24 protein-coding genes are annotated in these 25,508 nt (G+C 66.7%); 15 read left to right on the top strand and 9 right to left on the bottom strand.

Annotation, left to right across the window (positions count from 1 at the left end; all coding sequences use genetic code 11):
* Positions 1–64 precede the first annotated feature (64 nt).
* From G6N28_RS02920 to G6N28_RS02895, 6 genes are read right to left on the bottom strand one after another with little or no spacing between them, the layout of a single operon-like run.
* On the bottom strand, positions 65–1,552 hold the full coding sequence (locus tag G6N28_RS02920; RefSeq protein ID WP_163896962.1) for a class I adenylate-forming enzyme family protein: 1,488 nt from the start codon (positions 1,550–1,552) through the stop codon (positions 65–67).
* Positions 1,545–3,059, bottom strand: a complete 1,515-nt coding sequence (locus G6N28_RS02915; RefSeq protein WP_163896961.1) for a class I adenylate-forming enzyme family protein — start codon at positions 3,057–3,059, stop codon at positions 1,545–1,547. The genes G6N28_RS02920 and G6N28_RS02915 overlap by 8 nt, the downstream gene beginning before the upstream one ends.
* Positions 3,052–4,518: an AMP-binding protein gene (locus G6N28_RS02910; RefSeq protein ID WP_163896960.1), complete on the bottom strand. Its 1,467-nt coding sequence runs from the start codon at positions 4,516–4,518 to the stop codon at positions 3,052–3,054. Before G6N28_RS02910 ends, G6N28_RS02915 begins: the two co-directional genes overlap by 8 nt.
* Positions 4,515–5,309 (bottom strand): enoyl-CoA hydratase/isomerase family protein, encoded by a 795-nt coding sequence (locus G6N28_RS02905; protein WP_179962007.1) that lies wholly within the window; start codon positions 5,307–5,309, stop codon positions 4,515–4,517. Before G6N28_RS02905 ends, G6N28_RS02910 begins: the two co-directional genes overlap by 4 nt.
* On the bottom strand, positions 5,300–6,109 hold the full coding sequence (locus G6N28_RS02900; RefSeq protein ID WP_163896958.1) for an enoyl-CoA hydratase/isomerase family protein: 810 nt from the start codon (positions 6,107–6,109) through the stop codon (positions 5,300–5,302). The genes G6N28_RS02905 and G6N28_RS02900 overlap by 10 nt, the downstream gene beginning before the upstream one ends.
* A gap of 18 nt (positions 6,110–6,127) precedes the next feature.
* Entirely contained in the window at positions 6,128–6,931 is an 804-nt protein-coding gene (locus G6N28_RS02895; RefSeq protein WP_163896957.1) for an enoyl-CoA hydratase/isomerase family protein, read from the bottom strand.
* Positions 6,932–7,027: 96 nt separating this feature from the next.
* On the opposite strand from G6N28_RS02895, the gene G6N28_RS02890 reads away from it, so the two are divergent.
* The 4 genes from G6N28_RS02890 to G6N28_RS02875 all read left to right on the top strand — a co-directional run bounded on the left by G6N28_RS02890 (position 7,028) and on the right by G6N28_RS02875 (position 10,616).
* Positions 7,028–7,693: a hotdog family protein gene (locus G6N28_RS02890; protein WP_163896956.1), complete on the top strand. Its 666-nt coding sequence runs from the start codon at positions 7,028–7,030 to the stop codon at positions 7,691–7,693.
* Positions 7,690–8,469, top strand: coding sequence for a FadR/GntR family transcriptional regulator (locus tag G6N28_RS02885; protein ID WP_163896955.1), 780 nt, complete (start codon positions 7,690–7,692; stop codon positions 8,467–8,469). Before G6N28_RS02890 ends, G6N28_RS02885 begins: the two co-directional genes overlap by 4 nt.
* Before the next feature lie 10 nt (positions 8,470–8,479).
* On the top strand, positions 8,480–9,361 hold the full coding sequence (locus G6N28_RS02880) for an enoyl-CoA hydratase/isomerase family protein (protein ID WP_163896954.1): 882 nt from the start codon (positions 8,480–8,482) through the stop codon (positions 9,359–9,361).
* Positions 9,362–9,440: 79 nt separating this feature from the next.
* Positions 9,441–10,616, top strand: a complete 1,176-nt coding sequence (locus G6N28_RS02875) for a thiolase family protein (protein ID WP_163896953.1) — start codon at positions 9,441–9,443, stop codon at positions 10,614–10,616.
* A 63-nt stretch (positions 10,617–10,679) separates the two neighbouring features.
* Here the strand turns inward: G6N28_RS02875 and G6N28_RS02870 are convergent, their stop codons facing one another.
* Complete coding sequence (locus G6N28_RS02870) at positions 10,680–11,417, bottom strand: TetR family transcriptional regulator (protein WP_163896952.1); 738 nt, start codon at positions 11,415–11,417, stop codon at positions 10,680–10,682.
* A 234-nt stretch (positions 11,418–11,651) separates the two neighbouring features.
* Here G6N28_RS02870 and G6N28_RS02865 point away from each other — a divergent pair, with 234 nt between their 5' ends.
* From G6N28_RS02865 to G6N28_RS02855, 3 genes are read left to right on the top strand one after another with little or no spacing between them, the layout of a single operon-like run.
* Positions 11,652–12,413: a crotonase/enoyl-CoA hydratase family protein gene (locus tag G6N28_RS02865; protein ID WP_163896951.1), complete on the top strand. Its 762-nt coding sequence runs from the start codon at positions 11,652–11,654 to the stop codon at positions 12,411–12,413.
* 7 nt (positions 12,414–12,420) lie between these two features.
* Positions 12,421–13,218, top strand: coding sequence for an SDR family NAD(P)-dependent oxidoreductase (locus G6N28_RS02860; protein ID WP_163896950.1), 798 nt, complete (start codon positions 12,421–12,423; stop codon positions 13,216–13,218).
* Positions 13,219–13,228: 10 nt separating this feature from the next.
* Positions 13,229–14,236, top strand: coding sequence for a dihydrodipicolinate synthase family protein (locus tag G6N28_RS02855; RefSeq protein ID WP_163896949.1), 1,008 nt, complete (start codon positions 13,229–13,231; stop codon positions 14,234–14,236).
* Between the two features lie 141 nt (positions 14,237–14,377).
* Here G6N28_RS02855 and G6N28_RS02850 read toward each other — a convergent pair whose 3' ends face one another.
* Positions 14,378–15,709: a hypothetical protein gene (locus tag G6N28_RS02850; RefSeq protein WP_163896948.1), complete on the bottom strand. Its 1,332-nt coding sequence runs from the start codon at positions 15,707–15,709 to the stop codon at positions 14,378–14,380.
* A gap of 465 nt (positions 15,710–16,174) precedes the next feature.
* Here G6N28_RS02850 and G6N28_RS02845 point away from each other — a divergent pair, with 465 nt between their 5' ends.
* The 8 genes from G6N28_RS02845 (at position 16,175) to G6N28_RS02810 (ending at position 24,510) form a co-directional block, all read left to right on the top strand.
* Positions 16,175–17,023: an enoyl-CoA hydratase gene (locus G6N28_RS02845; protein ID WP_163896947.1), complete on the top strand. Its 849-nt coding sequence runs from the start codon at positions 16,175–16,177 to the stop codon at positions 17,021–17,023.
* Positions 17,020–18,228: an amidohydrolase family protein gene (locus G6N28_RS02840; RefSeq protein WP_163896946.1), complete on the top strand. Its 1,209-nt coding sequence runs from the start codon at positions 17,020–17,022 to the stop codon at positions 18,226–18,228. The genes G6N28_RS02845 and G6N28_RS02840 overlap by 4 nt, the downstream gene beginning before the upstream one ends.
* Before the next feature lie 3 nt (positions 18,229–18,231).
* Positions 18,232–19,836 (top strand): acyl-CoA synthetase, encoded by a 1,605-nt coding sequence (locus G6N28_RS02835; RefSeq protein ID WP_163896945.1) that lies wholly within the window; start codon positions 18,232–18,234, stop codon positions 19,834–19,836.
* Positions 19,833–20,669, top strand: coding sequence for an amidohydrolase family protein (locus G6N28_RS02830; protein ID WP_163896944.1), 837 nt, complete (start codon positions 19,833–19,835; stop codon positions 20,667–20,669). The genes G6N28_RS02835 and G6N28_RS02830 overlap by 4 nt, the downstream gene beginning before the upstream one ends.
* Entirely contained in the window at positions 20,669–21,715 is a 1,047-nt protein-coding gene (locus G6N28_RS02825; RefSeq protein ID WP_163896943.1) for an acyl-CoA dehydrogenase family protein, read from the top strand. Before G6N28_RS02830 ends, G6N28_RS02825 begins: the two co-directional genes overlap by 1 nt.
* Positions 21,715–22,908: an acyl-CoA dehydrogenase family protein gene (locus tag G6N28_RS02820; protein ID WP_163896942.1), complete on the top strand. Its 1,194-nt coding sequence runs from the start codon at positions 21,715–21,717 to the stop codon at positions 22,906–22,908. Before G6N28_RS02825 ends, G6N28_RS02820 begins: the two co-directional genes overlap by 1 nt.
* Before the next feature lie 88 nt (positions 22,909–22,996).
* Positions 22,997–24,025 carry an NAD-dependent epimerase/dehydratase family protein gene (locus tag G6N28_RS02815; RefSeq protein WP_163896941.1) on the top strand — a complete coding sequence of 343 codons (1,029 nt, stop codon included), beginning with the start codon at positions 22,997–22,999 and terminating at the stop codon, positions 24,023–24,025.
* Positions 24,022–24,510, top strand: a complete 489-nt coding sequence (locus G6N28_RS02810) for a nuclear transport factor 2 family protein (protein ID WP_163896940.1) — start codon at positions 24,022–24,024, stop codon at positions 24,508–24,510. The genes G6N28_RS02815 and G6N28_RS02810 overlap by 4 nt, the downstream gene beginning before the upstream one ends.
* A 6-nt stretch (positions 24,511–24,516) precedes the next feature.
* Here G6N28_RS02810 and G6N28_RS02805 read toward each other — a convergent pair whose 3' ends face one another.
* Positions 24,517–25,341, bottom strand: coding sequence for an alpha/beta fold hydrolase (locus tag G6N28_RS02805; RefSeq protein WP_163896939.1), 825 nt, complete (start codon positions 25,339–25,341; stop codon positions 24,517–24,519).
* Positions 25,342–25,508 lie beyond the last annotated feature (167 nt).

The following is a 25,508-nucleotide window of genomic DNA, read 5'->3' as shown; positions in this document are numbered from 1 at the left end:
TATGCGGGTAACATCCGCCAAAGCGTCGATCTCGGCGAAGGCAGAGGCTCGTCCGCGTGAGCACCTAATCCTCGGCGAGCAGCGCGCGCAGCCTGGCGGTGTCGACCTTGCCGGTGGCCTTGCGCGGAATGTCGTCGTCGGAGCCGACCAGCCGCCATACGGTGGGCACCTTGAACGCGCTCAACCGAGCCCGGGCCGCGGCGCGTAGTTGGTCCACCGTCACGTCGCCGACGACGAGCGCGCCGACGGCTCCGGAAACCTCTGTGACACAGGCATTGTCGACACCGTCGATGGTTCTGAGCGCTTGTTCGATTTCGCTGGGATAGACCGTGGCGCCGCTGACCTTGAACATGTCGTCGGAGCGGCCGTGATAGAACATGAACCCATCGCCGTCGAAGTGACCGAGGTCGCCGGTGGGGTAGTAGCCGTCGGGGGTGAACAGCTCTTCGCGGCTGCGCCGGCAGATTCCGCGCATCATGTGCGGACCGCGGAGCTGGATCTCCCCGATGGTGCCCGCAGGAACCGGCTCACCGGTGTCGGTGTCCACGATCCGGACCTCCATGCCGGCGAACGGTTTTCCGCAACTGCCCCACGAGGACCGGGGCATATCGGTGTCGGCGCGAAATCCGCAGTAGGGTCCGAACGATTCGGTCATCCCGAACAGTCTCGCCCGGGCGCCCGGCTCGGCACGCTGGTCGGCGGGCAGCAGCGCCTCCAGGCTGCCGGGCCGCAACGACGACAGATCGGCGCTGACCGACCCGGCGTGCCGCGCCAGCGCCTCGGCCTGATCGGGCCAACCCCGAAACAGCGTCACCCGTTCGCGTTCCAACAGCCGCAGGGTCGTCTCCGGTCGCGGAATCGGCTCGGTGACCAGCGTCGCGCCCGCCGCCAACGACGTAAGGACGCCGCTGCCGAAGCCGCCGACCCAGAAGAACGGCATCGGCAGATACAACCGGGTGTCGGTGTCGACGCAGCGCGCGTCGAGTCCGGAGCGCACCGCGCGCAACGCGTTGCCGTGCGAGTGGATGACGCCCTTAGGCGGGCCGCTGCTCCCGGACGTGAACATGATCGCCAGCGTGTCGCTGGGGGTGACGGCCGCCGCGATCGCATCGATGGATCCGGCGGCACCGGTCGACGGTACCTCGTTGGGAGTCCAGACCTGTTGTAGCGCCGGAAGGTCCGTGCGTACCGTGGACAGGTCGTCAAGATAGCGGTGCCCGCGGAACTCCTCGACGGTGATCAGGACCTGCACCGACGCGACGCGCAGTTGCGCGCCGAGCTCGGGGGCCGCAAGCAGCGTGCTCAACGGCACCAGCACGGCGCCGATACGGGTCAGCGCCAACGCGATCCGCACCCACTCGACGCCGTTGGGCATGATCAGCCCGACGCGGGTGCCCTTGCCGACGCCGGCGGCGAACAACGCGGAGGCCAGCTCGCGGGTGCCGGTGTCGAGCTCGGCGTAACTCATCCGATGCTCGGGATCGATCACCATCGGCTTGGACCCGCGGTCGGCGGCATGCAGCCGGATCAACGCATCAATCGTGTCAGGCATCGAATACCTTTGTCAGACGGGGAATGTCGATCTTGCCGCTGGACAGCACCGGGATCTGTGCAGCGGGCAACGCGGCGAACCGTCGAGGAACCTTGTACGCCGACAGCTCGCGTTTCAATGCCTCACGAAGCGCCGGCTCGTCGAAGTCGGGCGTGTGCTCGTCCAACGCGATGACGGCGGCCACCACCTGCCCGCGCTCGGAGTCGGGGAGCCCGACGACGTGGGCCACCGTTCCGCCGGTGACCCTGGCGATCGCCCGTTCGACCTCTGCGGGTGCGACATTGGCCCCCGCGGTCTTGATCATCGCGCCGCGACGGCCGACGAAGTAGACGTATCCGTCACGGTCGACCCGGACGAGATCACCGGTGTGGAACCAGCCGTCGGCGTCGAAGCACTCCTCGCGGCTGCGTTTGTAGTACCGCTGCATCAGGTATGGCCCGCGGATGCACAGTTCACCGACCTCGTCGACGGCGACGGCGGCGCCGGTGTCGGGATCGACGACCATGGTGTCGAAACCGGGTAACGGTTTGCCGAACGACCCACGGCGGTGCTCGGCCTGGTCGGATTCGTCGGCGTCGATGGTGATGACGCTGCCGGCTTCGGTCATGCCGAGCATGGAGTGGCGCAACTCCGGATCGGCCGGACGCACCTCTGGGGCCATGATCGGATACAGGTTACCGCGACGAACCGATGTCAGATCGCGCTGCGGCAGGCTCGGGTGGCGGGCCAGGTGGGCGATCCCCGCCACGAAACCGTTGGTCATAGTGGGCTTTTCGGCCTCGATGAGGTCAAGCGTTTCGCCGGCGTCGGTGGCGTTGGAGCACACCAACGTTGCCCCCGCCAGCATGGTCGCCAGGATCGCGAACGCGAACCCGCCGATCCAGAAGAACGGCGAGTTGCAGAACAGCTTGTCCTGCGCGGTCAGGCCGCGAACGTCGTTGAGAGCCTTCTGGTGGTCGAGCAGCGACGCGTGCGTGTGCACCACCCCTTTGGCGGCGCTGGTGGAGCCCGAGGTGTAGATGATCGCAAGGGGATCACTGGCGTCGACGTCGTGTTCCAGACCGCGCAGCAGCGCCTCGTCGGCCAATGTGGCGGGCACGGCGTCGATCAGGACATGGCGCAGCAGCGGGAGCGCCTCGACACCGTCGAGCCGCTGCCGGTAGTCGTGCGCGCGGTACGCCGCCGTGGCGAGCAGGATCTCGACGTCGGCATGGGCGAGTTGCTCACGCAACTCCGGCGCGGTGGCGAAGGTGGAGAACGGCACGACGACCGCCCCGATGCGCGCCGCGGCCAGCATCGCGACCAGGAAGGCCGATCCGTTCGGGTACAGCAGCCCGACATGGGTGCCCTTGCCCGCCCCCAGCGCGGTCAGGCCGCGGGCCAACCGCGCGGACCGCTCGTCGGCCTCGGCGTAGGTGATCCGATCGGCATCGCAGATCAGCAGCGGATGCGCCCCGCGGCGCCGGGCCTGCCCGCGCAGTACCGCACCGACCGTGGTGTCAGGCATGCTCGACGGAGTCGGTGAAGAACCGCCGGACCGCACCCAAGTCCGGCTTGCCCGAAGGCGTTCGGGGGATCCGGTCGACGACGGCGATCTCGGTGGGAACCTCATAGCGCGCCAGCCGGGTCCGCAGGTGGTCCATCAGCGCGGAGGTCTCGACGTGTTCACGTAGCTCCACCATGGCCACCGGCGTCTCGCCGAGCCGCTCATCGGGTCGGCCGACGACCGCCGCGCCTTCGACGGCGGGATGGCTTTCCAGCGCCGTGCGCACCTCATCGGGCATCACCTTGAAGCCACCTCGAATGATCGCCTGATCGGCGCGGCCGAGGATCCACACGAACCCGTCGGCGTCGATGCGTGCCATGTCGGTGGTGCGCAGCCAGTCCGCGGACGGTCCGAGCTGACCCGGTTTGACCTCCAGCAGCCCGGGCTGGTCGGGTCCCAACGGATCTCCCGCGTCGTCGACAACCCGGAGCTGCGCACCGAGCGTGGCCCGGCCGACGCTGCCGCGCTTCGCGTTCCAGTACTTCTGATAGTCCGCCAACGACCAGCCGGCGACACCACCACCGAACTCGGTTGCCGCATAAGAGGTCAACACCGGGATACCGAACTTCGCGGTGAACGCGTCGGCATCCTCCGCCGACAGCGGAGCGGTACCCGAGGTGACCGCGCGGATGCTGGACAGATCGTCGCGGGTCAGCTCCGAACGCAGGACGGTGCGCAACGCGGCGGGCACCAGCGACACCGCCCGTGGCCGATGTCTGCGCACCGCATCGGCCCAGCGTTGCAGTTCGAAGCGTTCCAGGAGCGCGAAGCTACGGGCGTCGCAGACGCACTGCAGGACCCGGTACACACCGCCGATGTGCACCAGCGGGGCGTTGACGATGGCCACCCCGCGGCGCAGTTGCGTGGGCGCCGGCGCGCTGTCGTAGTCGGTGCCTATCACGCTGCAGGCCAGCATGTCGTAGGTGAGATCGATGCGCTTGGGCGGCCCCGTCGTTCCGCTGGTCAGCATTCGCACCGCGACACCCTCGCGACCGGCGCCGGCGGCCACGGTGTCGGCGGCAGAGATCTGCGGCGAATCGGTGAGCGCGGCGATCGCGACCGTGGTGGTGGGACCCGAGGGCTGCACCAGCGCTTCGAGGTCGGCGGGGGATCCGATGATCAGCGGCAGCCGCAGCGCTTCGATGTCGGCCTTGATCCGTTCGTCGCCGCGCGACGGGTTGATCACGACGACGGTGCCGCCGCCCACCAGCACGCCGAGCAGCGCCGCCACGTGGGCCGGGGTGTTGCGCAACAGGATTCCCACGTCGCAGCCCGCGACGCCGACCGACTCGATGCGGTGGGCGAGCTCGGCGAGCTGGCCCCATGTGAACCACTGACCGTCGTGCTCGATCGCGGGGGCATCCGGTTGCAGGCCCAGCACGGCGGCGATGCGCCTGCGCAGCGGGTGATCGGCGGTCATCGGATCCTCGGGGTGACCTTGTCGCTGCCCCGTGCGGCGAGCTCGGCCTGTCCGATCGGGTTGCCCAGCCTGGTGTAGATCAGGTTCTGATCAAGCGCCGCACGGTACGGCTTTTCCAGCGACTCCCAGATCGCCTTCACCGTGCCCTGGGTGGCCGACGGCGGCTTGGCCGCGATGCCGGCGGCGATCTCATGGGCACGCGCCCAGAGCCGCTCGGGCGGAACCACCTCCGACACCAGCCCGATCCGCAGAGCGGTGTCCGCGCTGACCCGTTCGTCGTTGCCCATCAACGCGATCCGCAAGGCATCACCGAGCCCGACCCGGCGCATCAAGCCGATCGGCTCGAGGGCACACACCAGTCCGGCGCTGACGTGGGAGTCGAAGAACGTCGCGTCCTGCGAACAGATCACCACGTCGGACTCGTTGACGAAGTAGAACGCGCCCGCGGTGCACATCCCGTGCACCGCGCACACCACGGGTTTGAACATCTTCTGCCACTTCGGGCTGAGCTTTTCGCCGGGATCCTCGTGGTTCCACACGTTGTCGGGTTGCCCGTACGACGACTTGATGTCCAGCCCCGCGCTGAACGCCCGGTCACCCGCGGCCCGCAACACCACCGCGTTGACCGAGTCGTCGAGCTTGACCAGCCGCCACGCCTCGGCCATCTCGTCACACATCGTGCGGTTGAACGCGTTGAGCGAATCCGGCCGGTTGAGCGTGATCGTCGCGACGTGGTCCTCGGGATCAACGTCCAGCAGGATCGTCTCGAAATCGTGGCTGCTCATCGGCACTTCCAATTCGGGGTGCGCTTCTCCATGAACGCCTTGGGGCCCTCCAGCGCGTCCTCGGTGCGCACCACCCGCTCGCGGAACGTCTCGGCGAGAATCTCCGCCTCGTGCAACGGCAGATCCAGCGTCTTGTGGATGCTCAGCCGGGTGCCGCGAACCGCCAGCGGCGCATTCGAATTGACGATGTCGGCGATCTCGTTGGCGCGTTCCATAAGCCGATCGTGCTCGACGACCTCGCTGATCATTCCCAGCTCGTAGGCGCGCTGCGCGCTCATCCGTTCGTGCTTACCCATCAACGCCATCCGCAGCGCGATGTTGCGGGGCAGCACGCGCGCCAGCCGGACCATCTCGCGTGCCGCCACCAGACCGATGCTCACATGCGGATCGAAGAAAGTCGCTTTGTCGGAGGCGATGGCGATGTCGCCGGTGGTGATCCAGTCCAGTCCAGCGCCGCAGCACAGCCCGTTGATGGCGGTCAGGACGGGTTTGGCCATGTGGCGAAACGGCGGCGTGCCCTCCTGCGGCGCCTCCCACTGGTCGTAGGTGGACAGGTACGGGCGCTCGTAGATCACCCTGCCGTCCTCGGGGATTTCGCCCACATCGGCTCCGGTGCAGAACGCGCGTCCGGTCCCGGTCACGATCACGATCCAGACGTTGTCGTCGTTCTCGGCTTCGGTGTAGGCAGCGCGCAACTCCGTGATCATGTGCGGGCTCAACGCGTTGAGCGCATTGGGCCGGTTCAGCGTGATGGTGGCCTTGTGCCCGTCCACTTCGTAATTGATGTCGCTGAAACCTGACGACATGTTCTGGCTCCTCTTCGCTCAGCGCCCCTGGAAATCCGGCTGGCGCTTGTCTCGGAACGCCGCCAAACCTTCTTTGAAATCTGTTGTCCGGCTGGAGAGTTCCACATTGAACAACTCCTGGTTCATGGACTGTGTCAGGGTCGCATGCTGTCCGTAGGCGATCGCCTGCTTGGCGAGGCCGATGGCCACGGTGGGCCCGGAGACCAGCCGGGACAACAGTTGCTCGCTCACCGCGTCCAGCTCGGATGCGGCTACCGCGCGGTGGATCAGCCCCCATTCGGCGGCCTGGTGCGCGTCGACCTTCTCGCCGAGCAGCAGCATCTGCTTGGCGCGGGACAGGCCGACCAGCCGCGGCAGCAGCCAGGTGGATCCGGAGTCCGGGCTGAATCCTCGGCCGATGAACGGCTCCCAGAACACCGCGTCGTCGGCGGCGACCGTGAAGTCGGCGGCCAGCGCGAGGTTGCAGCCCAATCCCACCGCCCACCCCCGCACGCTGCACACCACGGGAAGCGCGATGGTGTGGATCAGCTCGACCACCCGGTTGGAGGTGAGGGGGATACGACGCACCAGATCGCCGGTGCGTGGACGCTGACCGGCCGAGTTGGTGGCGACCCAGTCCATCCCGCTGCAGAAGTCATCGCCCGCACCGCGAATGTGGATTGCGCGCAGCGAATCGTCGGTGGCAGCGGCCGTCAGCGCCGCGACGAATGCGTCGATCATCGGACGGCTCAACGAGTTCCGTCGCGCCGGCCGATCCAGCGTAATACGCAGGATGGCGCCGTCGCGCTCCGTGCTCACGACGCCGTCGGCCGCTTCATTCACAGTTGAATCCGTTCGTGCAGAGCTATACGGTTAGACATACAGTATTGCTATCTTGTACAAGTTAGCAAGGAAAGCTTGGCCGGCGGAAGGGGACGGATGGCCCAGGACAGGCCGCGGTACGGCGAGCAGCCGCTGCCGCAGACCATCGCCGCCGCCGGTGCGATCCGTCGGCTCAGCGGCCTGCTGCTCTGCTTGGAGCACGACCACCCGACCGTCGACGCCATGCTCGACCAGATGGCCGAGTGGGAGAGCGAACTGGCCGCGGCGGTGCCGCCCGACCTCACTCCGCGCATGGGGTCCGACGGCAATGAGACCCAGCGTGTCTACCTTGACCACGCGTTCGACATCGGCGCCTACAACCCGTGCTTTCCGGAGTACACCTTCGACCACCTCGACGACCAGAACGCCTCGGGCCGTGTCACTTTCCCCGTCGTGTTCGAAGGGCCGCCGGGCCTGGTGCACGGCGGATACCTGGCCGTGTTCTTCGACTGCGTCACGCAGCATCAGAGTTGTGCCGCGCGGAAGACCGGCAAGACGCGCTCGCTGACCGTGACTTTCCGCAGGCCCACACCGATCCTCACCGAACTGCGTTTCGACGTGGTGCGCGCCGAATCCGATGACCGGGTCACCTCGACGGCTCGGTTGTTGCGCGGCCACAGCGATGATGAGGTGCTGTGCATCGGCGAGTTCAGCACCGTGGCGACCGCACCGGAGAAGCTGTCGGTGGTGGAGTTCGGCAAGCGGCGAGCCACGAGTTCATGACCAGCGTGCAGCGCATCCGCCAACCCCGCGTCGCGGAGATCGTCGCCTCGCGGTTGCGCGACGACATCCTGTCGGGCCGGATCAAAGAGGGCGATGTGCTGCCGTCGCAGGACAGCCTGCTCGCCGAGTTCCGCGTCAGCCCGCCCGCCCTGCGCGAGGCGATCCATCTGTTGGAGACCGACGGGTTGATCTCGGTGCGTCGCGGAAACGTCGGTGGCGCAGTCGTTCACCTGCCATCGGCCGAGCGCACGGCGCACATGATCAGCATGGTGCTGCAGACACGGTCGGCGACGCCGGCCGACGTCAGCCTCGCGTTGATGCACCTGGAACCGATCTGCGCGGGGATGTGCGCGGCCCGTGAGGACCGCATGACCGAAGTGGTGCCCTACCTCGAAGCCGCAATCCACACCCAGACCGAAGAATTCGACAACCTGTCGCACTATGTGCCCAACGCCCGGCGGTTTCACGAGGCGATCGTTTCGCGCTGCGGCAACGAGCCGATGATCCTGGTCATCGGGTCGCTCGAGTTGATCTGGTCGGCGCACGAATCGTCGGTGTGGAGCGACGAGGCCAGCCCGGCCGATCCGATGAACCGCAAGGTGATGCGGGCCGCCCTGCGCGACCATCAGCGACTGCTCGAGGCCATTCGCGACGGCAACCAGACGCGTGCGGTGCGGCTGGCACAGGATCACCTGGCCGCCGCGCGGCGCAACACCCTGGCCGTCGGCGCTGACAAAACCATTGAAGCCAAACTGATCTCAAACGCCGAACAGTGAAGGAGCCACGATGACGGCCACCGGCGACGACCGCGTCTTGTTCGACACCGAGTACGACAAGCGGATCGCGACGATCACGCTCAACAACCCGTCACAGCGCAACTCCTATGACGCGACGATGCGCGAGACGATCGGGCGCTGCCTGGACAAGGTGGCCGAGGACGACGACATCGTCGTCGTGGTGCTGCGCGGTGCGGACGGTGTGTTCTCCACCGGCGCCGACATGAACAACGCCTACGGGTGGTACGGCAAGGCCGATGGCGGCGAGAAGACGCCTGCGAAATCCCGGCCCAGCCAACGGCGACGGTTGGCGGTCGACCGTAAGTCCTTTGGCTTCTACCACAACCTGATGGGCTTTCCGAAGGTGACCGTGGCCGAGGTCAACGGTTACGCGCTCGGTGGAGGCTTCGAGATGGCGTTGATGGCCGACATCGCCGTCGTCGCCGCGAACACCAAGATCGGCATGCCCGCGACCCGGTTCCTCGGGCCTGCGCTGGGCAGCCTGCACATGTTCTTTCACCGGCTGGGGCCCGTGCTGGCCCGGCGACTGCTGCTCACCGGCGACGTCATCGAGGCGGGCACGATCGCGCATCTCGGCGTCTTCACCGATACCTGCGAGCCGGGGGCGGTGAGCGCCAGGGCGCGGTACTGGGCGGAGAAGGTGGCCAAGATGCCCGCCGACGGCGTCGTCATCGCCAAGGAAGCGTTCCGCCTCGTCGAACAGAGCCAGGCGTATCAGGGCGAGGAGGTGGCCAGCTACCTGTTCCACGCCTACGGGACGAACCTGCAGTTCGCGCCGGGCGAGTTCAACTTCGTCAAGACGCGCGCGCAGTACGGCACGAAGGAGGCGTTCCGGCTGCGCGACGAACACTTCCACGTGCCCGAGCCCTGAGCCCCGCACTCAACTAGTCGCCGCGATACATAAGCTGCTATTTTTGTAAAGCCGTTAACACCCAGTGCGAGGATCTAACATGCCCACTCCCGTCATCGTCGGTGCCACCAGGACAGCGATCGGTCGTTCGTTCAAGGGGACCCTGGTCAACACTCCACCAGAGACGCTGATCACCGCGGTTCTGCCCGAGGTGGTCCGTCGCTCGGGGGTCGACCCCAGCGTCATCGACGACATCATCTTCGCCGAATCCCATTACGGCGGCGGCGATCTCGCTCGCTACGCGGCCACCGCGACGGGTATGGACCATGTCCCCGGCCAGTCGGTGAACCGGCACTGCGCGGGCAGCCTCACCGCGATCGGTAACGCCGCAGCCCAGATCGGGTCCGGAATGGAGCGGGCGCTGATCGCCGGCGGTGTGCAGTCGCTGTCGATGACCCCGCTGACGAACCAGCGCATCCCCGGGCCGGAGCTGAAGTTCGAGGAGCGGTGGATGCCGCCGACCCACGTCGAGACGCCGGACGCGCCGTGCAAGGACATGTCGATCACGGTCGGCTGGAACACCGCGCAGTCCGTCGGCATCACCCGCGAGGAGATGGACGCCTGGGCCGCACGGTCGCATCAGCGCGCCATCGCGGCGATCGACGCGGGCAAGTTCGTCGACGAGATCCTTCCGCTGAAGGTGCAGCAGCCGGACGGGTCGGTGGTCGACTTCAGCGTCGACGAGCACCCCCGTCGCGACACCACCGTCGAGAAGCTCGCGGGGCTGAAGGTGCTGCACCCCGAGATCGAGGGCTTCTCGATCACCGCGGGCAACAGCAGCGGCACCAACGACGCCGCCGCCGCGGTGGCGTTGGTGGACAGTGCGTTCGCCGACGCCGAGAACCTGACCAAGATGGCGACGGTCAAGGCGTGGGCCGCGGCCGGCGTCGCCCCACGCGACTGCGGGCTCGGCGCGGTCAAGGTGATCGGCAAGGTGCTGGACCGGGCCGGGCTGAAGCCGTCCGACGTCACGTTGTGGGAGATCAACGAGGCGTTCGCCTCGGTGCCGATCGCGGCGTGCCGCGAGTACGGCCTCGATGAGGAGCTGGTGAACTTCTCCGGAAGTGGTTGCAGCCTCGGCCATCCCATCGCCGCCTCGGGTGCGCGGATGGTGACCACGCTCGTCTACGAACTGCAGCGGCGCGGCGGCGGCATCGGGGTGGCCGCGATGTGCGCCGGCGGTGGCCAGGGCGGCGCGGTCGTCATCGAGGTCTAGAACGTGTGATTCGGGCGTGGTTTGTCACGCTGAGGTTGACAAACTACGCCCAAATCGCCGGGGTCAGCGCTTGCGCGGCGCTGTTTTCTTCGCGCCCTTCTTGTGGGCCTCGATCAGCCGCTCGGCATGGCCGAGGATGCATTCCAGACCGAACTCGAAGTTCCGCTCGTCCGCCGCGCCGATGTGGTGGCCCTTCTCGGTGACCAGGGCGAGCAGCGGTGTGCTCTCGGCATCGATGGTCATGGTGTCCTCGATGTCGGCGGGCCCCTCGTTGGCCGCCATGTTCTTCTCCCGCAGCCGCTGCAGCACCACCGAACCGCGCACGTGAACCGACACCGCGGAGTAGGTGTCGAAGGCCTCCTCGGGCGACAAGCCCGCCTCGACCAGGCTGGCGATCGCCTTCTCGACCTCCTGTACGCCCAGCTTCGCCGCCCGTGGGCTCAGCGCCGAGCGGATGAGGATCAGGTCGCACAGAATCGGATTGCCCACAAACGTCTTTCGCATGGTGCGTGCGTGGTTGCGCAGCGTCTCGCGCCAGTCTCGGGCTTCGACATAGGGCGTGGCGAAAACGTACTGCCGCAACGCGCGGTCGGTCATCGCGTTGAGCAACTCGTCTTTCTTGCGGAAGTACCAGTAGATGCTCGTGACGCCGACGCCGAGGTGCTTGCCGAGCAGCGGCATGGACAGGTTGTCGATGCCCACTTGTTCGGCAAGCTCGAAGGCTCCGTTGATGATGTCGTCGGGGTTGATGGACCCGCGCTCACGTCGCTGACGCTTCTCGGCGGTCGCCTGCCTTGCCACGAGGGCACCTCCATCGAATCAGCCGCGCACGCAGCCCCCCGAACCCGGGGTGGTGGACCTGAATGTACCGGCAGCCGTTCTCTGATCTGCGTCTTCGCAGGTGTGTCGCCGCTCGGCCGTTACCGTCAACCTTACCGGGAGCCATCCGGTCGGGGATCCCCCTGCCGATTCGCTGTTCTACTGTAAGTCCTATAGTAAGCTTTTCTAGCTACTTTGGAAATCGAAAGGCCGAGGGTGTCGGACGAAATTCTCACGGAGCGCCGCGGGCGTGTTCTCGTCATCACGATCAACCGACCGGAGGCGCGCAATGCGGTGAACCTCGCGGTCAGCCAGGGGTTGGCCGACGCGGTCGACGAACTCGACGCCGACAAAGACCTGTCGGTCGGCGTGCTCACCGGCGCGGGAGGCAACTTCTGCGCAGGCATGGACCTCAAGGCCTTCGCGGCCGGTGAACAGGTCGCGATCCCGGGTCGCGGCATCGGCTTCACCGAACGGCCACCACGCAAGCCGCTTATCTCCGCAGTCGAGGGGTATGCGTTGGCAGGTGGCACCGAGGTCGTCCTCGCGACGGACCTGGTGGTGGCGTCGCGTGAGGCGAAGTTCGGCATCCCCGAGGTCAAGCGCGGCCTGGTGGCCGCGGGCGGAGGGCTGTTGCGGCTGCCGCGGCGCATCCCGTATCAGAAGGCGATGGAGCTCGCGCTGACCGGCGAGAGCTTCGACGCCGAGCAGGGCGCCGCGTGGGGTTTCGTCAACGTGGTGACCGACCCTGGCGGCGCGCTGACCGGAGCGATCGAGCTCGCCGAGCGCATCACCGCCAACGGACCGCTGGCGGTGGCCACCACCAAGGAGATCCTCGTCAAGGGCGCGGAGTGGAGTGAGGAGGAGATGTGGCAGAAACAGCTCGAACTCATCATTCCGATATTCACGTCCAACGACGCCAAGGAGGGCGCGCTCGCGTTCGCCGAGAAGCGCCAGCCGAACTGGACCGGCACCTGACGGCGACATGGATCTCGGTCTGAAGGACGCAGCCGCCGTCGTGGTCGGCGGTGGTCGCGGGATGGGGTTGGCATCGGCGCGGTGCCTGGCCGAGGACGGGGCGCGGGTCGCGGTCGTGGGCCGCACCCAGGCGGTGCTCGACGAGGCCGCCGAGATCCTGGCCCGGTGCGGAAGCCCCGATGCGGTGGGGTTGGTCGCCGACACCACCGACGCCGACGCCGTGCAGCGGGTGTTCGACGAAATCGGCCGCCGGTGGAGCGGTGAGCTCAACGTGCTGATCAACGCCGTCGGTCCGGACGCGGTCGGCACGTTCGAGGATCTGACCGACGACCAGTGGCGCGCGGCGTTCGACGGCGGCGTGATGGGCATGGTGCACTGTGTACGATCCGCGCTTCCGTTGCTGCGCAACGCGGAATGGGCTCGAATAGTGAACTTTTCGGCGCATTCCACACAGCGCCAAAGCGTGATACTGCCCGCCTACACCGCTGCCAAGGCCGCGTTGACGAGCGTTTCGAAGAACCTGTCGCTGCTGTTGGCGCCCGACGAGATCATGGTCAACGTGGTGTCGCCGGGCAGCATCGCGTCCGAGGCGTTGCTGGGCTGGGCGGAATCGGTGGGCGTCGACGGGAACGATCCGTATGCGTTGATGGCCGCCATCGACGAGCATTTCGGGCATCCGGCTCACCTGCCGCGTGCGGGCTTGCCCGACGAGATCGGACCCGTGGTGGCGTTTCTCGCCTCCCGGCGGAATTCCTACATGACCGGCGCCAACGTCAACGTCGACGGAGGATCCGACTTCACCTGAGGAGGGCATCGTGGCGACCGCAACAGATGCGCGAGAGTGGGCACGAGAAGCGCTGCGCGGCATCGGAAATTCGCTCTACACCCCGTTTTGCGGTACCGACGGCGACGACATCGACTGGGATGCCTACCGGACGTTGGTGCGCTACTGCGTCGGCGAACTGCGGCATCCGCTGCTGTGGTGTACCAGCGGGATCGCCGAGTTCTGGTCGCTGACAATCGACGAGCGCAAACGCCTGCTCGAGGTGGCGATCGAGGAGGGCCGCGCGGCCAACCCGGATGTCGTCGTGCAGGCGTGCACCGCCGCGATGTCGGCCAAAGACTGCCTGGAATTGACGCTGCACGCACAGCATGCGGGTGCTGACATCGTCTACATCCAGACGCCGATGATGGAGGTGCACGGTGGGGAAGGGGTGCTGCGGTTCTTCCGCTACATCGCCGACCGCACCGACATCGCGCTCGGCATGTTCAACTCGCCCTCGTCGGGTTACGTTCTGACGCCTGCGGAGTCGGCCCGAATCTACGAAGAGATCCCCGCGGTCTGCGCCACCAAGGAGGGTGCGTTCCGGCCTGCGGCGAGCCGAGCGCTGCACGAGTTGGCGCCGGGGCTGGCGATCTGGGAGTGCGACAAGACGGTCTACCGCGCCGGCTGGCTGCGTGAGGGCATCGTGTGGCCGGCTCAACTCGGCACGGCCGCATATCTTTTCGAGACCCCGCAGCACCGGCCGTTCTCCGAGTACTGGGACTTGATCGTCAACGACAAGTTGATCGAGGCCATGGACTACGCCCGCGAGTCCGGATTGGACCGGTTTGAGCTCGACATGGCATCGTGGTTCACCTGCTATCCCGGTCGCCCCGACTACTTCACGCACTGGGGTGCGGCGTTCAAGTACGCGGCGTTGGTGCTGGGGCTGCCCATCGGGGCGTACCCGCATTCACGCCCGCCCCAAGCGGAGTTGCCTGCGCAGGCCAAGGCCCAGATCGACGCGGCGTACCGAAGGTTCGGGCTGATCGACGCCTGAGCCGGTCCACGCGCCGTGCGCGCGGCGGCGATGTCCGAATCGCCGTGTCGGCGAAATGAACCTAGGGGATAGCCGTTGTCGGCTATCCCCTAGGAGCGGTCCCTCGGGGTCGAGGGAACCGCCACGTCGCCTCAGCCCAGGTTAGGCGCTGCCGCCGGAGCCACCGCCGGAGCCGTCACCGCCGGAGCCGTCACTGCCCGTGCCGTCGCCGCCGGAGCCGTCACCGGAGTCCTCGCTGCCCAACCCGGCGTCGTCGTCTTCGCTTTCGGTCGAGTCGTCGTCCTCACCCTCGGCCAGGTCGTCGTCGATCTCGGTCGGGTCGTCGCCTTCGCCTTCGGTCAGGGCATCACCGAGCTCATCACCGAGGCCCTCGCCCTCGCCCTCGACCGAGCCCGAGCCTTCGCCTTCGGTCAGGTCCTGCTCGGAGTCCTCGTCCTCGGCGGAGCCATCGGTTGCGCCCGCGAGGCCCTCTTCGTCATCGCCTGGGGCGCTTGAGGTCTCCGAATCAACCGAGAGCGCCAGGGCTGGGCCGCTGCCGGGGATGTCGGTCGGCGACGACTGTCCCGTGCCCACGGCCAGAGTGGTCGCCGCGGCCGGCGGGACGAGCGCCCCGGCAATCGCATTGGGGATCTGCACGAAGAAGAAGTCGAAAAACCCCAGTTCGGCGAACAGGCCCGGGAACTTCTGCGGGGGGAAGTTCGGGTCTGTTGCGAAGTCGGGCACGTATCCGTTGAGGAAGGCGTTGACGAACTTCGCAGGCAGATTGATCAGTTCGCTTGCCGCCGTGACGAAGTCGAGATCCGTCAACGCCTCACGGGTGCGATCCAGAATCTCCATGGCCTGGATGGTCGACGTGACCTGGGCGGTCAGCAGCGCCCTGCCCAGGTTGCCGATCACGCCGCGGGTCAGGATCGCATCGGACACCCGCGCGAGGGGATACAGGCCGATGGACTCCAGGAAATCGCCGGGAACCTTGAAGAGATCGAGCAGGGTCTGCCGTGAATCACCCAGGAAATTGACCAGGAACCAGACGTTGATCGCGCTGAACGCCTCGACGAACTGGCCCTGCGCAAGCCAACTGGCCGACTGTATGAGCGCCGGCGGCAGCGTCAGGAACGCTTGCAGTTGGGTTTCAGCCAACCCCTCGAGCGCGGCACCGATTGTCGGACCATGCTCCGACGGAAAGTTCACCAGCGCAGTCAGCAGAGGCTGCGGGTTGGTCACAGTGGACACCACGAAGTCGAGGAGTTCGGCGGAAAGCGACGGGCTGAGCAGTGCTTGGAAAAGCGCGGTCTGGGCGGCCGTGACGTCGGTGCCGAGCCGGTTGATGCTGCCGAACGTGTTGGCGAACGTCTGCTGCCACACGGTGAGCGGATTGGCGAACGCCGTGAGGTTCACGGCCTCGGCGCGAGCCTCGGGCATCGTGGGTGCCACGACGAGCGGGTTGACCGCGATCACCCCGGCGCTCGCCATGGCGACTCCGGCGACCATCGCCTTGGTGCGGCGAGAAGCCGATTGTGGACGGACCGGCTCGCCGCAAATCGTCGAGGCCGGGGCATGAGCTAGTTGCACTGTTCTCCCGTTTCTGTGAGGTTGCTATGAACCGGGTGAAGATTAGCTGAGCCTTGCCTAATTAACAATAGGGTTCATTTACCTAACTAAGCCGGGCTAGGAGATTTGCGTACGCGGCCCGATCTTCGCGTCTTCTCGGCCTTCGCTGAAGGCCGCTGAGCGGACTCCGCGCTCGCCGCTGCGGAATTCGCCGCAAACGGCCTTCGGGCCACCGGGGTGACGCGTTTGGCCGTGAGGTCGCCGCCAGGTTGCTCGTCCGGTTTTGGCGGCTGTCCCACCCGTGGCCAGGTGGTAGCGGAAGGTACTACCGATAGGTGTACAGTATGCGCATACATCCAGTTCGACGCACCTGAGAAGGAGTGACGGGTGAGCGGTGGAGACCATGTCGCGCAGCCCGTCGCGGCCGAGCCGGTGCGCTACGAGGTGCGCGACACCGGTGTCGCGGTGCTGACGCTCAACCGGCCCGACCGCATGAACGGCTGGGGCGGGGGCTTGGCGACCACGTTCTACGCGCGCCTCGACGACGCCGAAGCCGACCCCGATGTCCGCGCGATCGTCGTCACCGGCAGTGGCCGTGCCTTCTGTGCCGGAGCCGACATGGGTGATCTCACGACGATCAGCGCGGCCACCGTGGACGCCGCCGCCGATACCGATGTCGGCCAACTGGTCGGCGCGCGCCATCCGCACGTCGTCATGACGATTCGCAAGCCCGTCATCGCGGCGATCAACGGGGCGTGCGCGGGCATGGGCCTGACGCTGGCGTTGGCATGCGACGTCCGATTCGCCGCCGACGGCGCCAAGTTCACGACGTCGTTCGCGCGCCGCGGGCTGATCGCCGAGTACGGCATCTCGTGGATACTGCCGCGCATCGTCGGCACCGGCGTCGCCATGGACCTGCTGCTGTCGGGCCGGGTGTTCTTCGCCGACGAGGCCGCGCGCCTCGGACTGGTCAACGGCGTGCTGCCCGCCGGCGACCTGTTGTCGCACGCCATCGGCTACGCCGAGGACATCGCCACCAACTGCGCACCGAGTTCTCTGGCGGTGATCAAGCAACAGGTGTACGCAGACACCATGCGCACGGTTTTCGAGGCAAGCGACCACGCGGAGAAGCTGATGCACGAGTCGATGCAGCGGCCCGATTTCATCGAAGGAATCACGAGCTTCTTCGAGAAGCGCCCACCCAACTTTCCGCCACTGAAGGGAGAGGGACAATGACCCTGGACTACCGGGCGATCGACGTCGACAACCACTACTACGAACCGCTCGACGCGTTCACCCGACACCTGCCCAAGGAGTTCCGCAGCCGCGGCGTGCAGATGCTCACCGACGGCAAGCGCACCTACGCGGTGTTCGGTGGGGTGATCAACCACTTCATCCCGAACCCCACCTTCGACCCGATCATCGAACCCGGCTGCCTGGATCTGTTGTTCAGGGGCGAGATTCCCGAGGGCGTCGATCCGGCGTCGCTGATGAAGGTCGACCGGCTGGCCGACCATCCCGAGTACCAGAACCGCGATGCCCGGGTGAAGATCATGGACCGGCAGAACCTCGAAACCGTGTTCATGCTGCCGACTTTCGCGTGTGGCGTCGAGGAGGGCCTCAAGCACGACATCCCGGCGACCATGGCCTCGGTCCACGCCTTCAACCTGTGGCTCGACGAGGACTGGGGGTTCGACCGGCCGGATCACCGCATCCTCGCCGCACCGATCATCTCGCTGGCCGATCCCGAGAAGGCCGTCGAGGAGGTCGAGTTCGTGCTGTCGCGCGGGGCCAAGATCGTGTGCGTTCGGCCGGCGCCGGTGCCGGGTGAGGTCAGGCCCCGCTCGCTGGGCGACCCGGTGCACGACCCGGTGTGGGCGCGGCTGGCCGAGGCGGGTGTCCCGGTGGTGTTCCACCTGTCCGACTCCGGCTACATGGCCATCCCCGGGCTGTGGGGCGGCAGCGGTGTGTTCAAGGGCTTCGGTAAGCGCGATCCGCTCGACATGGTGATCATGGACGACCGCGCCATCCACGACACCATCGCCTCGATGATCGTGCACCAGGTGTTCACCCGCCACCCCAAGCTCAAGGTGGCCAGCATCGAGAACGGGTCGTACTTCGTGTACCGGCTTATCAAGCGGCTCAAGAAGTCTGCCAACAACGCGCCGTATCACTACAAGGAGGATCCGGTCGAGCAGCTGCGCAACAACGTGTGGATCGCGCCGTACTACGAGGACGACGTGAAGCTGCTGGCCGACACGATCGGCGTGGACAAGATCCTGTTCGGGTCCGACTGGCCGCACGGCGAGGGTCTGGCCGATCCCACGTCGTTCACCGCCGACATCCCGCAGTTCCCCGAGTTCAGCCATGAGGACACTCGAATGGTCATGCGCGACAACGCCTTGACCCTGCTCGGTGCGAATGTGACGGCCGGCGTCTAGCACATGGCGGAATGGACCATCGGCGCGGTGCTCGACGCCATCGCCGAGGCGGTACCCGATCGGCTGATGACGGTCTGTGGTGAGCGCCGCAGCACGTTCGCGGAGTCCGCGCAGCGCACCCGTCGGCTCGCCAACTATCTGGCCGGCCACGGGTTCGGCGCTCACCGCGAGCGCGACGAACTGCAGAACTGGGAATGCGGGCAGGACCGTGTCGCGCTGCTGATGCACAACGACCTGTATCCGGACATGGTGATCGGTTGCCTGAAGGCACGCACGGTGCCGGTGAACGTCAACTACAACTACGCTCCCCGCGAGGTCGCCGAACTGTTCGACTACCTCCGGCCCAGCGTCGTGATCTACCACCAGTCGTTCGGACCGAAGTTCGCTGAGGTCCTGCCGCCGGCCTCGGCGCGGCTGCTGATCGAGATCGACGACGGCGACGACGCGACGCCGTTGCCGGGTGCGGTCCGGTTGGAAGACGCACTGGCACAAGGGGACACCGACGAACCGATCACCCCGTCGCCCGACGACGTGATGATGGTGTGCACCGGCGGCACCACCGGTCGGCCCAAGGGGGTGATGTGGCGGCAGAGCGACACCTACGTCATCTCGATGAACGGCGCCGACCACTCGTCCGTCGAGGAGATCCACGACAAGGTGCGTCACGGCGGACAGCCCTGGTTCGCGGTGTCGCCGCTGATGCACGCCGCGGGGATGTGGACGGCCTTCGCGGGACTGCTCAGCGGATTGCCAGTCGTGTTGTATGACCAGACGAGGTTCGACCCCCGCGCCGTGCTGGAGACCGCTCAGCGTGAAAAGGTCGGCTTGATGACCATGGTCGGCGACGCCTACGCCGGCCCCTTGGTGGAGGAACTGCGGCGCGGCTCTTACGATCTTGCGTCGTTGTTCGCCATCGGCACCGGGGGAGCGGCGACCAATCCCAAACACCAACGCGCACTGTTGGATCTGTTACCACAGATCACGCTGATCAACGGCTACGGGTCTTCAGAGACCGGCAACGTGGGTTTCGGCCGCAGCCAGCGCGGAGAGCAGAAGGACACGTTCGAGCTCCGCGAGGGTGCGCTGCTACTCGCCTCGGACTATCGGCGGTTTCTTCAGCCCGGCGACGTCGAGGTCGGCTTCGTCGCGCGCGGTGGGCGCATCCCGCTTGGCTACTTCGACGACGCGGAGGCCACCCGCAAGACCTTTCCCGTCGTCGACGGGAAACGGGTGGTGATCTCGGGGGACCGGGGCAGGCTGGCCCCGGACGGCACCCTGATACTTTTCGGCCGCGATTCCCTTGTCGTCAACACCGGCGGTGAGAAGGTGTTCGTCGAGGAGGTCGAGGAAGTTCTGCGGGCACACCCAGGTGTCGCCGACGCCTTGGTCGTCGGACGGCCCAGCGAGCGGTGGGGTCAGGAGGTGGTGGCGCTGGTCGCGCTGAACGGCGACGTCGAGGCGGCCGCGCTACATGCCCACTGCACCTCGCAGCTGGCGCGGTTCAAGGCGCCCAAGGATTTCATCTTCGTCGAACAGGTCCGACGCCTGGGCAACGGCAAGCCCGACTATCGATGGGCGAAAAGCACGGCGCAGAAAGTGAACGCATGAGCCACAAAGCGATTGACTGTCTTGTCAACGTGCACTTCGGGGAGGTCGAGCAGCAGCCGCAGTGGATGCTGAAAGTCCGCGACGACTACTTCAAGGGTCCACAGTCGATGTTCGCCCCCGTCGACCTGTCGGAACTGATCGACGAGATGGATGAGCAGGGCGTCGCCAAGGCGATCCTGATGGACAGCCTGGCCAAGCCGTCGACCACCGCCCGCAAGTTCGTCGAAGCCAAACCCGAGCGGTTCGCGTTGGCGATGGGCGGAGTCAACCTGCTGCGGCCGATGCCCTCACTCAAAGAGCTCACGGCGATCGTCAAGGACCTGCCCGTCGCCTATGCCGCGGTGGGGCCCAGCTTTTGGGGCGACGGCCAGTATCCGCCCAGCGACGCGGTCTACTACCCGCTGTACACCAAGTGCGCCGAGCTCGAACTGCCGCTGTGCATCAACACCGGCATACCCGGCCCGCCGATTCCGGGCGAGGTGCAGAACCCGATCCACCTCGACCGGGTCTGCGTGCGGTTCCCGGAACTGAAGCTGTGCATGATCCATGGCGCCGACCCGTGGTGGGATGTCGCGATCCGGCTGTTGATCAAGTACCGCAACCTGCGGCTGATGACGTCGGCGTGGTCGCCCAAGAGGTTGCCCGACAGCCTTCTGCACTACATGCGAACTCGCGGGCCCGACAAGGTGATCTACGCGTCGGACTGGCCGGTGCTCAAGATGCGCCGTGTCGTACCCGAGGCGCTCGCGCTTGACCTGCCGGCCGAGGTGCTCGACAACTACTTGTACAACAACGCGCAGGAGTTCTTCTTCGGCGCCGACAAGGAGCAGTGATGGACCGTTACGAACTGCGCAGGCTCGATTACAGCCTGTCCGAGGACCACCAGGCGCTGCAGGCCGCGTACCAGGACTTCTTCAAGACGCACTGTTCGATCGAAACCGTCCGTGCCGCAGAGGCATCCGGCTTCGACAAGAGTCTGTGGGAGCGGCTGTGCGCGATGGGTGCGACGACGATGGCGCTGTCCGAGGACATCGGCGGTGACGGTGCCACGCTGGTCGACCTGACGTTGGTGGCCGAGGAGATCGGCCGTTCGCTGGCGCCGGTGCCCTGGATCGACCACGTGTGCGCGGCCCGGTTGCTCGAGCGACTGGGTGCGCTGGAACCCGACATTCTCAACGGCACACGGATCGCGGGCCTGGATCCCCAGCACGACAGCGTATCCGGGGTGCGGCTGGTACCCAGCGGTTCCATCGCCGACCACGTCGTCCTGCGCGACGGCGACGACATCGTCCGGCTCACCTTCGCCACCCGGCCGGCCAAGGTCGACAACATCGGCCGGCTGCCGATGGCCTGGGTCGATCCCGCGGCCGCCGACGAACGGACGGTGCTGGCCAGCGGCGCCGACGCGCTGACGGCCTACCGACGCGCCCTGGACGAATGGCGGCTGCTGTCCGGTGCGGCGCTGGTCGGGCTCGTCGAGGAGACGATGACCATCGCGGCGGAGTTCGCCAAGACCCGCTACACGCTCGGCGTGCCGATCTCGACCCTGCAGGCCATCTCGCATCCGTTGGCGAACATCGCGATCACCGTGCAAGGCGGCCGGAACCTGGCCCACCGGGCGGCGTGGTTCCTCGACAACGAGCCGGACGAGCGGCCGGAGTTGGCGCCGTCGGTGTTCGTGTTCATGGCGGAGGAAGCCTCGAAGGCGGCCACCATGGCCGTGCATATCCAAGGTGGGCTTGGGGTCTCGGCCGAGGCGGCCGCGTCGGCGTATCTGGTGCGGGCCCGGGGCTGGCCGTTGGCTGGCGGCGACCCGGGCATCACGGCCAAGTACATCGCCGAGATCGTCGCGGCACGCGAAAGCGGGGAGAGGAAGTAATGGATTTCTCACGGGTCGAACTCTCCGAGGAAGACCGGGCGTTCCAGCAGGAGGCCCGCGCCTTCCTGAGTGAGATCGTCACCGAGGACGTCATGCGCCGGGACCGCGAGACCGGCGACAACTTCGACGAGGGCGTGCACCTGGCGCTCGGTGCGGCCGGCTATCTGGAGCGCGAATGGAAGACCGAGGCCGAGGGCGGGTTCAACCGGGTTCGGCGGCGCATCTGGGAACTCGAGAAGCGGCGCGCGCACGTGCCGTGGGTGACGTTCGGCACCACGGCGCTCGTCCGGCGATCGGTGGAGAAGTTCGGCTCGCCGGAGGTCAAGGCCGAGGTACTGCCCAAGGTGTACAGCGGGCATGTGCGGTTCTGCCTCGGCTACACCGAACCCGAGGGCGGCTCCGACATCGCCACCTGTAAGACCCGTGCGGTGCGGGACGGCGACAGCTGGATTATCAACGGCTCGAAGATGTTCACCACCGGCGCACACAACTGCCAGTACGTCTTCCTGATCACCAATACCGATCCCGAGGCGCCGAAACACAAGAGCCTCACCATGTTTCTGGTCCCGCTCGACTCGCCGGGTATCGAGATCCAGGGAATCCGCACTGTCGACGGCGACCGTACCAACATCGTCTACTACTCCGATGTGCGCGTCGACGACAAATACCGCCTCGGCGAAGTCAACGAGGGCTGGAAGGTGTTGCGTGAACCGCTCGACGCCGAACACGGGGCGGTGGAGGCCGAGCAGGACGGCCTGCAGGACCTCGCGATCATGAACCACCAGGCCATGACGATGGCCGTCGCGGCGGACCGCGCCGCGGCGAAGGTGGCCGAACGCGACCTGAGCGGCAGGCGCCTGATCGACGACGGGTCGGTGGCATACCGGTTGGGCCGCAGCATCGCCCGGATGGAGGCCGCGTTCTCGACGCCGAGCATCTTCGGCCGCGTCGCGCTGGCGCAGACCATGCGCGACATCTCCCCGGACCTGATGGATCTGCACGGCACCGCGTCGTCGTTGCCGCTCGGTACCGACAGCGCCGCCGACGACGGCGCTGCCGAGTACGTGTACCGGTTCGCGCCTCTGGTCGGGATCTACGGCGGCACGCTTGAGGTGTTCCGCAACATGATCGCCCAGTACGTGCTCGGGCTGGGTAAACCGGCATACGCCCCACCGGCCAAGAAAGCGTCGTAACCTATCCGGCGAGCGTGCGTGTCTGCGGGCGACACGCCGACAAATACCGCGACTTCACGCACGCTCGCGACCGAAGGAAGGTGTCCCCATGTCTCCTGAGTCGACGACGACACCTCCCCGCCGCGCGCTGGTGATGGGTCCCAGCGGGTTCGTCGGTTCCCACGTCACGCGCAAACTCGCCGAGCGTGGGGACGACGTGCGGGTGTATCTGCGCAGGACGAGTTCGACGGTGGCGATCGACGACCTCGACGTCGAGCGGTGTTACGGCGACCTCTACGACGAGGAAGCGCTGCGCGCGGCGATGGCCGACCGCGACGTCGTCTACTACTGCATTGTCGACACCCGGTTTCACCTGCGCGACCCGGCACCGCTGTTCGAGACGAACGTCCACTGTCTGCGGCGGGTCCTCGACGTCGCGGCGAAAGCCGGCCTGCACCGGTTCGTGTTCTGCAGCACCATCGGCACGATCGCGCTCGGCGACGGAAGCCGTCCGGTGACCGAGGACATGTCGTTCGACTGGGGGGACAAGGGTGGCGCCTACATCGAGTCGCGCCGCCAAGCCGAAGACCTGGTGCTGTCCTACGCGCGTGACCGCGGCTTGCCCGCCGTGGTGATGTGCGTGTCCAATCCGTACGGGCCGCGCGACTTTCAGCCGCACCAGGGGCTGATGGTGCAGTACGCCGCGTTCGGCAGGATCCCCGCCTACATCAAGGGCGTGTCCACCGAGGTGGTCGGTATCGAGGACGTCGCCGAGGCATTTCTGCTCGCCGCCGAACGCGGCAGGGTGGGTGAGCGTTACATCATCTCCGAGAGCTACATGCCGATGCGGGAGATGCTCACGACGGCGGCCAGGGCGGTCGGGGCGAAGCCACCGCGGTTCGGAATCCCGCTGCCCGTGGTCTATGCAACGGTGTGGGTCGCCACCGCGGTGGCCCGGTTGCTGCGGAGGGAGATCCCGATGAACCCGACCGGACTGCGGCTGCTGCACATCATGGCGCCCGCCGACCACGGCAAGGCGACACGGGAACTCGGCTGGCAGCCGCGGCCCACCGCCGAGTCGCTGGAACGGGCCGCGCGGTTCTACGTCGAACAGGCACGAACGGCGGCCGACGGATGACCGAGCCCGACCTCGTGGAGATCGAGGCGATCAAGCAGCTGAAGGCACGCTATTGCCGCCTGCTCGACACCAAGGACTGGGCGGCATGGCGATCTCTGTTTGCCGACGACTTCCTCAGCGACACTTCGCCTGCCGGCGGCAAGAAGATCCAAGGCGCCGACGAATTCGTCGCCTTCACCCGCAAGAGCCTGCGCAATCAGGCCACGGTGCATCAGGTGCACGCCCCGGAGATCGAGCTGACCTCGCCGACGACGGCGCGCGGGGTGTGGGCGCTCGAAGACGTCGTCCGTTTCGGGCCCGGCGTGAACCTGCGTGGCTACGGCCACTACCACGAGACCTACGAAAAACGCGACGGCCAGTGGCGTTTCACGAGCTCCACGCTGACCCGCCTGCGCGAGGACGTCTTCAACGGTCTTGTCGCCGTTTATATCTCGCCCCGCGTGCGAAGCCTCATCATGAAGGCCTCGCGGCGCGCACTGACGTGACCGCAGTCAGGACCGGATGAACTCCAGCAGGTCGGCGTTGATGACCTCGTGGTGGGTGACGAACGCGCCGTGCGGAAAACCCGGATACGTCTTGAGGGTGCCGTTCGGCAGTAGCTTCGCCGACAGCGGTCCCGAATCCTCGTACGGGACGATCTGATCGTCGTCGCCGTGCATCACCAGCACCGGAATGGTGATCTTCTTGAGGTCCTCGGTGAAGTCGGTCTGCGAGAACGCGACGATGCCGTCGTAATGCGCCTTCGCCCCGCCCATCATGCCCTGGCGCCACCAGTTTTCGATGATCGCCTCCGACGGCTCCACGCCTGGGCGGTTGAACCCGTAGAAGGGACCGGCCGCCAGCGAGCGGTAGAACTCCGACCGGTTCGCCGCCAACTGGGCCTGCAGGTCGTCGAACACCTCCTTGGGCAGGCCGCCGGGATTGGCGTCGGTCTTGACCATGATCGGCGGCACGGAACTGATCAGCACCGCCTTCGCGGCGCGCTTCTGCCCGTGGCGCGCCAGGAAGCGCGCCACCTCACCGCCACCGGTCGAATGGCCGATGTGCACCGCGTCGCGAAGGTCGAGGTGCTCGACGACCGCCGCCAGATCGTCTGCGTAGTGGTCCATGTCGTGGCCGTCGGGGACCTGCGCCGAGCGGCCGTGCCCGCGGCGGTCATGTGCGACTACCCGGTACCCGTGCTGCAGAAAGAACAGCATCTGGGTATCCCAGTCGTCTGCCGACAGCGGCCAACCGTGGCTGAACACGATCGGCTGGCCCGACCCCCAGTCCTTGTAGAAAATCTCGACGCCGTCCTTGGTGGTGATCGTGGGCATGCTGGTCCTCCAGGTGGGCAAGTGTGGTCGGCGGTGCCTATCTTCCCTCGCTCCGACCGAGTTCGCCCGGTTTCTGAGCGGAAACGGTGTCGGTCTACCTGCAGACATGCCGAAAGCGGCGGTGAATCCCCATACGACTAGCTATTTTTGACGAGACCTGCTCGAAG

It is taken from the genome of Mycolicibacterium pulveris, assembly GCF_010725725.1.
Lineage (GTDB): Bacteria > Actinomycetota > Actinomycetes > Mycobacteriales > Mycobacteriaceae > Mycobacterium > Mycobacterium pulveris.
This window is presented reverse-complemented; position numbering and strand designations above follow the sequence as displayed.

What these genes read in the sequence shown, in the direction of transcription:
- G6N28_RS02920 (WP_163896962.1), bottom strand. Translation starts at nt 1,552, where the DNA reads ATGCCTGACACGATTGATGCGTTGATCCGGCTGCATGCCGCCGACCGC.
- G6N28_RS02915 (WP_163896961.1), bottom strand. Translation starts at nt 3,059, where the DNA reads ATGCCTGACACCACGGTCGGTGCGGTACTGCGCGGGCAGGCCCGGCGC.
- G6N28_RS02910 (WP_163896960.1), bottom strand. Translation starts at nt 4,518, where the DNA reads ATGACCGCCGATCACCCGCTGCGCAGGCGCATCGCCGCCGTGCTGGGC.
- G6N28_RS02900 (WP_163896958.1), bottom strand. Translation starts at nt 6,109, where the DNA reads ATGTCGTCAGGTTTCAGCGACATCAATTACGAAGTGGACGGGCACAAG.
- G6N28_RS02890 (WP_163896956.1), top strand. Translation starts at nt 7,028, where the DNA reads ATGGCCCAGGACAGGCCGCGGTACGGCGAGCAGCCGCTGCCGCAGACC.
- G6N28_RS02885 (WP_163896955.1), top strand. Translation starts at nt 7,690, where the DNA reads ATGACCAGCGTGCAGCGCATCCGCCAACCCCGCGTCGCGGAGATCGTC.
- G6N28_RS02880 (WP_163896954.1), top strand. Translation starts at nt 8,480, where the DNA reads ATGACGGCCACCGGCGACGACCGCGTCTTGTTCGACACCGAGTACGAC.
- G6N28_RS02875 (WP_163896953.1), top strand. Translation starts at nt 9,441, where the DNA reads ATGCCCACTCCCGTCATCGTCGGTGCCACCAGGACAGCGATCGGTCGT.
- G6N28_RS02860 (WP_163896950.1), top strand. Translation starts at nt 12,421, where the DNA reads ATGGATCTCGGTCTGAAGGACGCAGCCGCCGTCGTGGTCGGCGGTGGT.
- G6N28_RS02850 (WP_163896948.1), bottom strand. Translation starts at nt 15,709, where the DNA reads ATGGCGAGCGCCGGGGTGATCGCGGTCAACCCGCTCGTCGTGGCACCC.
- G6N28_RS02840 (WP_163896946.1), top strand. Translation starts at nt 17,020, where the DNA reads ATGACCCTGGACTACCGGGCGATCGACGTCGACAACCACTACTACGAA.
- G6N28_RS02835 (WP_163896945.1), top strand. Translation starts at nt 18,232, where the DNA reads ATGGCGGAATGGACCATCGGCGCGGTGCTCGACGCCATCGCCGAGGCG.
- G6N28_RS02830 (WP_163896944.1), top strand. Translation starts at nt 19,833, where the DNA reads ATGAGCCACAAAGCGATTGACTGTCTTGTCAACGTGCACTTCGGGGAG.
- G6N28_RS02825 (WP_163896943.1), top strand. Translation starts at nt 20,669, where the DNA reads ATGGACCGTTACGAACTGCGCAGGCTCGATTACAGCCTGTCCGAGGAC.
- G6N28_RS02820 (WP_163896942.1), top strand. Translation starts at nt 21,715, where the DNA reads ATGGATTTCTCACGGGTCGAACTCTCCGAGGAAGACCGGGCGTTCCAG.
- G6N28_RS02815 (WP_163896941.1), top strand. Translation starts at nt 22,997, where the DNA reads ATGTCTCCTGAGTCGACGACGACACCTCCCCGCCGCGCGCTGGTGATG.
- G6N28_RS02810 (WP_163896940.1), top strand. Translation starts at nt 24,022, where the DNA reads ATGACCGAGCCCGACCTCGTGGAGATCGAGGCGATCAAGCAGCTGAAG.
- G6N28_RS02805 (WP_163896939.1), bottom strand. Translation starts at nt 25,341, where the DNA reads ATGCCCACGATCACCACCAAGGACGGCGTCGAGATTTTCTACAAGGAC.